Annotated in this window: 6 protein-coding genes and 1 tRNA gene; 6 read left to right on the top strand and 1 reads right to left on the bottom strand. The window is 73.7% G+C overall.

Features of this window, described 5'->3' with window-relative positions; all coding sequences use genetic code 11:
• Positions 1 to 73: 73 nt before the first annotated feature.
• Positions 74 to 147, top strand: a tRNA-Leu gene (locus tag WBQ80_RS04330).
• 64 nt (positions 148 to 211) lie between these two features.
• On the opposite strand, the gene WBQ80_RS04325 is transcribed toward WBQ80_RS04330, so the two are convergent.
• Positions 212 to 1138 (bottom strand): Ppx/GppA phosphatase family protein, encoded by a 927-nt coding sequence (locus WBQ80_RS04325; RefSeq protein WP_336571097.1) that lies wholly within the window; start codon positions 1136 to 1138, stop codon positions 212 to 214.
• A 128-nt stretch (positions 1139 to 1266) separates the two neighbouring features.
• On the opposite strand from WBQ80_RS04325, the gene WBQ80_RS04320 reads away from it, so the two are divergent.
• From WBQ80_RS04320 to WBQ80_RS04300, 5 genes are all read left to right on the top strand, one after another.
• A complete protein-coding gene (locus WBQ80_RS04320; RefSeq protein WP_336571098.1) occupies positions 1267 to 1983 on the top strand; it encodes a TetR/AcrR family transcriptional regulator in 717 nt (238 codons plus the stop codon).
• Positions 1980 to 3263: an alanine racemase gene (locus WBQ80_RS04315; RefSeq protein WP_336571099.1), complete on the top strand. Its 1284-nt coding sequence runs from the start codon at positions 1980 to 1982 to the stop codon at positions 3261 to 3263. Before WBQ80_RS04320 ends, WBQ80_RS04315 begins: the two co-directional genes overlap by 4 nt.
• Complete coding sequence (locus WBQ80_RS04310) at positions 3260 to 4573, top strand: D-arabinono-1,4-lactone oxidase (RefSeq protein ID WP_336571100.1); 1314 nt, start codon at positions 3260 to 3262, stop codon at positions 4571 to 4573. The genes WBQ80_RS04315 and WBQ80_RS04310 overlap by 4 nt, the downstream gene beginning before the upstream one ends.
• A 167-nt stretch (positions 4574 to 4740) precedes the next feature.
• On the top strand, positions 4741 to 5307 hold the full coding sequence (locus WBQ80_RS04305) for a LemA family protein (RefSeq protein WP_336571101.1): 567 nt from the start codon (positions 4741 to 4743) through the stop codon (positions 5305 to 5307).
• Between the two features lie 74 nt (positions 5308 to 5381).
• Positions 5382 to 6254: a M48 family metalloprotease gene (locus WBQ80_RS04300; protein WP_336571102.1), complete on the top strand. Its 873-nt coding sequence runs from the start codon at positions 5382 to 5384 to the stop codon at positions 6252 to 6254.
• The last annotated feature ends 5 nt before the right edge of the window (positions 6255 to 6259 follow it).

Raw genomic sequence — 6259 nt, 5'->3', positions numbered from 1 at the left:
CCCCCCCCCCCCCCCCCCCCCCCCCCCCCCCCCCCCCCCCCCCCCCCCCCCCCCCCCCCCCCCCCCCCCCCCCGCTCCCGTAGCCCAATCGGCAGAGGCAGGCGACTTAAACTCGCCTCAGTCTGGGTTCGAATCCCAGCGGGAGCACCGTCTCCGCCGCGCCGGGGCGTCGTGCTGCGGCGCGGCCGCCGTCGGTGCCGGTGCCGGTGGATCAGGTCATCCGGTCGAGGCGCCGCAGGATCAGGCCCTCGCGGAGCGCCCACGGCGAGACCTCGAGCGTCTTCGCCTTGAACGCGTGCATGGTCTCGGAGAGCACGATCGCGCCCGCGACGATCTGGAAGGTGCGGTCCTCGGTGATCCCGGGCAGCGCCGGTCGTGCGTCGGCGGGGATGCGGGCGAGGCGCGGGATCCAGTCGTCGAGGTGCGAGAGCTTCAGGATGCTGCGCTCCTCCGAGCCGACGCCCTCCTCGGTGCTGCCCGCGAGCTTGGCGAGCGAGCGGATGGTCTTCGACGAGCCGACGACATGGTCGGAATCGGGGATGCCGCCGAAGTCGTCGACCGTGGCCTCGAGGAGGCCGCGGGCGTGCTCGCGGAGCCGCTCCACCTGCGCGTCGCTCGGCGGGTCGTCGGGCAGGAAGCTGATGGTGGACCGGCCGGCGCCCAGCGGGACGGAGCTCGCGACATCCGGGATCTCGTCGCCGCCGTGGGCGATCTCGAGCGACCCGCCGCCGATGTCGAAGAGCAGGACTCGGCCGGCGGACCAGCCGTACCAGCGCCGCACCGCCAGGAAGGTGATGCGCGCCTCGTCGGCGCCGCTCAGCACGTCGAGGCGGATGCCGGCCGCCTCTTCGATGCGCTGCAGCACCTCGGCGCCGTTGGCGGCCTCTCGGATGGCCGAGGTCGCGAAGGCGAGCATCTCGTCGATGCCGGATTCGCGCGCGACCCGGGCGCCCTCGCTGACCGCCGCGAGGAGCGCGTCGACGCCCTCCTCGGTGATCGCGCCCTCGTCGTCGAGGTAGCGCATGAGCCGCAGCACCGACTTGTTGGACGCGGCGGGGATCGGCCGGGCGCCCGGATGCGCGTCGACCACGAGCAGGTGCACGGTGTTGGAACCGACGTCGAGGACCCCGAGGCGCATGGTGCGAGCGTAGTGCGTGCTGGCGCGCCGCGTGCGCCGCGGGCATACTGGGTCGACTGGGACGAGCGTCCCAGTCGTCCCGGCGACGACGACGGGACGACGACCCGGAGGTGCCCGAGAGGAGCCCCGTGCCCCGCATCCCCGCCGCCGACCGCCGGGTCGCGCTCATCGACGCCGGGCTGCGGCTGATCGCCCGGTACGGTCCGGCCGGCGTCTCGACCCGTGCGGTCGTCGCCGAGGCCGGGATGTCGCTCGCGAGCTTCCACTACGCGTTCGACTCCCGCGACGCCTACCTCGACGCGCTCATCGCCGCCGTCGTGGAGCGCGAGCAGCAGGCGGTGCTCCCCGTCGGGGCACCCGGCCTCGGCCTGCGGCCGACGATCGAGGCGGGGATGCTCCGCTACCTGGACCACCTCGCCGCCGATCCCGAGCACGAGCAGGCGATGCTGGAGCTCACGCTGACCGCGTTGCGCAGCCCTGAGCGGCATCCGCTGGCCGTCGCGCAGTACCGGCGCTACGCCGCCCTCGCCGAGCGCGCCCTCGAGACGGCGGGCGAGCAGGCGGGAGCGGCCTGGCGCGTTCCCGTCACCGAGGCCGCGCGGGTGCTCGTCGCGTTCACCGACGGGCTCACGCTCACCTGGCTCGTCGACCGCGACGACGCCGCAGCACGGGCGGTCGTGCGAGCCGCCGCCGACGCGATCGCGAGAATGGCCGACGACCCCATGGACGACTCCCGCGATCCCCGCGACCTCCCCGACCCGCGCGGGACCCGAGCCGGGGAGGGCACCCGCACCGCACGAGCCGACGACGGCGCCCGCACTGCAGCTCGCGCGGTGGCCCGGTGACGGGGCACGGCGCGGGGCTCGACCTCGCCGCGTCCGACCGGGTCGACGCCGCCCGGTCGGCGACGGATGCCGCGCCATGGCACCACCCCGCCGCCTACTGGGCCCGGCTCACCGAGGCCACGGCGCACCTCGACGCGCCGATCGGCGTGCTGCACATCGGGGCCCTCCGCGCCAACGCGCACGACCTCGTGCGCCGGGCCGGCGGCACGCCGATCCGCGTCGCGTCGAAGTCGCTGCGGGTGCGCGGGGTCCTCGAGGCGCTCGACCGGCTCCCCGGATACGGCGGCGTCCTCGCCTACACGCTCGCCGAGGCGCTGTGGCTCGTCGAACGGGGCACCGCCGACGACGTGGTCGTCGGCTACCCGACGGCCGACCGCGGCGCCCTCCGCCGCCTCGCCTCCGACGCCGAGGCCGCCGCGAAGGTCGCCATCATGGTCGACTCGGTCGACCAGCTGGACCTCGTGGACGCCGTGCTGGCGCCCGGACGACGGGAGGCGGTGCGCGTGTGCCTCGAGCTCGACGCGTCGTGGCGCGCGCCGGTGCTCGGCCACGTCGGGGTGCGCCGATCGCCCGTGCACTCGGCCCAGGAGGCGGGTGCGCTCGCAGCAGCGATCGCCTCGCGGCCGGGCTTCCGGCTCGTCGGCCTCATGGCGTACGAGGCGCAGGTCGCCGGCATCGCCGACCGGCCCACCGGCCGTCCCGTCGCGGGCGTCGTGAACCGGTGGATGAAGTCGCGCTCGATGCCCGAGCTCGTCGAGCGCCGCGCCCTCGCCGTGGCGGCGGTGCGCGAGCGCGCCGAGCTCGAGTTCGTCAACGGGGGCGGCACCGGCTCGATCGAGGCGACCGCGGCCGACCCGAGCGTGACGGAGGTCGCCGCCGGATCGGGGCTGTTCGCCGGGCACCTCTTCGACCGCTATGCGGCCTTCACCCCGGCGCCGGCCGCCGCGTTCGCCCTCGACGTCGTCCGGTCGCCGGGGCCGGACCACGCGACCCTGCTCGGCGGCGGATGGGTCGCGTCCGGTCCGTCCGGCCATGACCGGCTGCCGCGCGTCGCGTGGCCGGAGGGGCTGCGGATGCTCCCGCGCGAAGGCGCGGGCGAGGTGCAGACGCCCCTGGCCGGACGCGCGGCCGGTCGCCTGCGGGCGGGCGACCGGGTCTGGCTGCGCCATGCGAAGTCGGGTGAGCTCGCGGAGCACGTCGACGCCTACGTGCTCGTGGACGACGGGCGAGTCGTCGGCGAGCTGCCGACCTACCGCGGCGAGGGGAGGGCGTTCCTGTGACGGCGACGGGCGCGACGTGGCGCAACTGGGCGCGGACCGAGGCCGTCCGCCCGCTCCGCGTCGAGCGGCCCGCCGACGCGGGTGCGGTGCAGCGCGCCGTCCAGGCGGCCGCGGCATCCGGACTGCGCGTGAAGCCCGTGGGTGCGGGGCACAGCTTCACGGGCATCGCCGTGGCGCCCGACGTGCAGCTCGACCTCGCCGACCTCTCGGGCGTGGTCGCGGCGGATGCCGCGACGGGCCGTGTCACGCTCGGCGCCGGCACGCCGCTGCACCGGCTGCCGAAGCTGCTGGAACCGTACGGACTGGCCATGGCCAACATGGGCGACATCGACCGCCAGACGATCTCCGGCGCCGTCTCGACCGGCACGCACGGGACGGGGCTGGCGTACGGCGGGCTCGCCACCCAGGTGGTCGGCGCGACGGTCGTGACGGGCACGGGGAGCCTGCTCCGCGTGAACCCCGACGAGCACCCCGAACTCCTGCCCGCCGTGCAGCTCGGCCTCGGCGCCCTCGGCGTGCTGGTCGACGTCACCCTCCAGCTCGTGCCGCGGTTCGTGCTGCACGCCGCCGAGCGGAGCGAGCCGTTCGACGAGGTCCTCGACGGGTGGACCGACCGGGTCCGCGAGGTCGACCACCTGGACGTGTACTGGTTCCCGCACACGGGCAGCGCCCTGACCAAGACGAACACCCGGCTGCCGGGCGACGCGGTGCGCCGGCCGATCGGGCGCGTGTCGGGCTGGGTCGACGACGAGCTCCTCGCGAACGGCGTGCTGCGGGCGGTCTGCGCGGCGGGCTGGCTCGTGCCGGGCGCGACCCCGCCGCTCGCGCGGATCGTCGAGCGGCTCACGCCGAATCGCGCGTACTCCGACCACTCGCCCGCGGTCTTCACCGCGGGCCGTTCCGCGCGGTTCCGCGAGATGGAGTACGCGATCCCGCTCGAGGCGGTGCCCGAGGCGGTGCGCGCCATCCGCGCGCTCATCGAGCGGAACGGGTGGCGGATCAGCTTCCCCATCGAGGTCCGCGCCGCGGCATCCGACGACGTGTGGCTCTCGACCGCGTACGGACGCGAGACCGGCTACATCGCCGTGCACCGGTACTTCCGCGAGGACCCGCGCGAGTACTTCGGCGCGGTCGAGGCGATCCTGCGCGATGTCGGCGGCCGCCCGCACTGGGGAAAGGAGCACTCGCTCGACGCCGATGCGCTCCGGCGGGCCTATCCGCGATTCGACGACTTCCTCCGGGTGCGCGACGAGCTCGACCCCGATCGCCGCTTCGCCAACGCGTACCTCGACCGGGTCCTCGGGCCATGATGCGAGCGGATGCCGCGTGCCGCATGTCGTGCGGTCGGACTGCGGGACGCGGCGGCCGGGGCCGCGGCGGCTGGCTCGGAGTCGCATGGGAACTCGGGTCGGCGCGGAGCACTGCGGCGTAGGATGAGCCGTACCCGATCCTCGCCGAAGTCTCAGGAGTGCGTGCCATGGAATGGCTGATCCCGCTCATCATCGTCGTCGTCCTGGTGCTGGCGATCGGCATCTACCTGTGGGCGACCTACAACTCTCTCGTGACCCTGAACGTCCGCGTCGACGAGGCGTGGAGCGACATCACGGTGCAGCTGAAGCGTCGGGCCGACCTCATCCCGAACCTCATCGAGGCGGTCAAGGGCTACGCGGCCCACGAGAAGGCGGTCTTCGAGAACGTCACGCGCGCGCGAGCCGAGACCCTGCAGGCGCAGGGCCCGGCCGAGGCGGGCGCCGCCGAGAACCACATGCAGCAGGCGCTGAAGTCGATCTTCGCGGTCGCCGAGGCGTACCCGCAGCTGCAGGCCAGCCAGAACTTCCTGCAGCTGCAGTCCGAGCTGGTCGACACCGAGGACAAGATCCAGGCGTCGCGCCGGTTCTACAACGGCGGCGTGCGCGAGCTCAACACGAAGATCAAGGTGTTCCCGAACACGCTGTTCGTGCGCAACCTCGGGTTCCACGAGCGCGAGTTCTTCGAGGTGACCGAGCCCGCGGCGATCGCCGAGCCGCCGCGCGTGCAGTTCTGATGCGCGCGACGCACGCAGCACGGTCCGGTAGCCGCACGCGCAGCGCGACCCGGATCGGGGCACGGGGCCGATAGATGTACCGAGCGATCGCCCGGAACAAGCGCAACACCGTCTTCACGATCCTGCTCTTCCTCGCCATCGTCGGCGGGCTGGGCTACCTCGCCTCCGTGATCTACGGCGACCTCGGCATCGTCGTCATCACCCTGGTGATCGCGACCGCGTACGCGTTGTTCCAGTACTTCACAGCCGACCGGCAGGCCCTGTCGATGTCGGGCGCCGTCGAGATCCACGGCGTCCGCGACCATCCGCGACTGTGGCGCACCGTCGAGAACCTCTCGATCACCACCGGCACGCCGATGCCGCGCGTGTTCGTGATCTCGGACCCCGCGCCGAACGCGTTCGCGACGGGGCGCGACCCCCAGCACGCCGTCGTCGCCGCGACCACCGGACTCCTCGAGATCATGGACGACTCCGAGCTCGAGGGCGTCATGGCGCACGAGCTCGGCCACGTGCGCAACTACGACATCCGGCTGTCGATGGTCGTGTTCGGCCTCGTCGTGGCCGTCGGGTTCATCTCCGACCTGTTCCTGCGCATGGCGTTCTTCGGTCGCAACAACAACGGCAACCCGATCGTCCTGGTGTTCGGGCTGGTCGCGATGCTCATCGCGCCGCTCGTGGCGAGCCTGGTGCAGCTCGCGGTCTCACGGCAGCGCGAGTACCTGGCGGACGCCACCGGCGCGATGACCACGCGGCACCCCGATGCCCTCGCCCGCGCACTGCTCAAGCTCGAGGCGTACGGCCGCCCGATGCAGCGCCAGAACACGTCGATGGCGCACCTGTGGATCGCCGACCCGCTGAAGCCGGGCGTGGTCGACCGGCTGTTCGCGACGCACCCGCCGATCCAGGAGCGGGTGCAGCGCCTCCACGAGATGGGGCGCAGCTTCTAGCCCCG

The organism is Agromyces sp. CCNWLW213, assembly GCF_037199545.1.
In the GTDB taxonomy this organism is placed as follows: Bacteria; Actinomycetota; Actinomycetes; order Actinomycetales; family Microbacteriaceae; genus Agromyces.
Note: the sequence above shows the minus strand (reverse complement) of the source record. Positions and strands in the feature narration are given on the sequence as shown.

What these genes read in the sequence shown, in the direction of transcription:
- WBQ80_RS04325 (WP_336571097.1), bottom strand. Translation starts at nt 1,138, where the DNA reads ATGCGCCTCGGGGTCCTCGACGTCGGTTCCAACACCGTGCACCTGCTC.
- WBQ80_RS04305 (WP_336571101.1), top strand. Translation starts at nt 4,741, where the DNA reads ATGGAATGGCTGATCCCGCTCATCATCGTCGTCGTCCTGGTGCTGGCG.
- WBQ80_RS04300 (WP_336571102.1), top strand. Translation starts at nt 5,382, where the DNA reads ATGTACCGAGCGATCGCCCGGAACAAGCGCAACACCGTCTTCACGATC.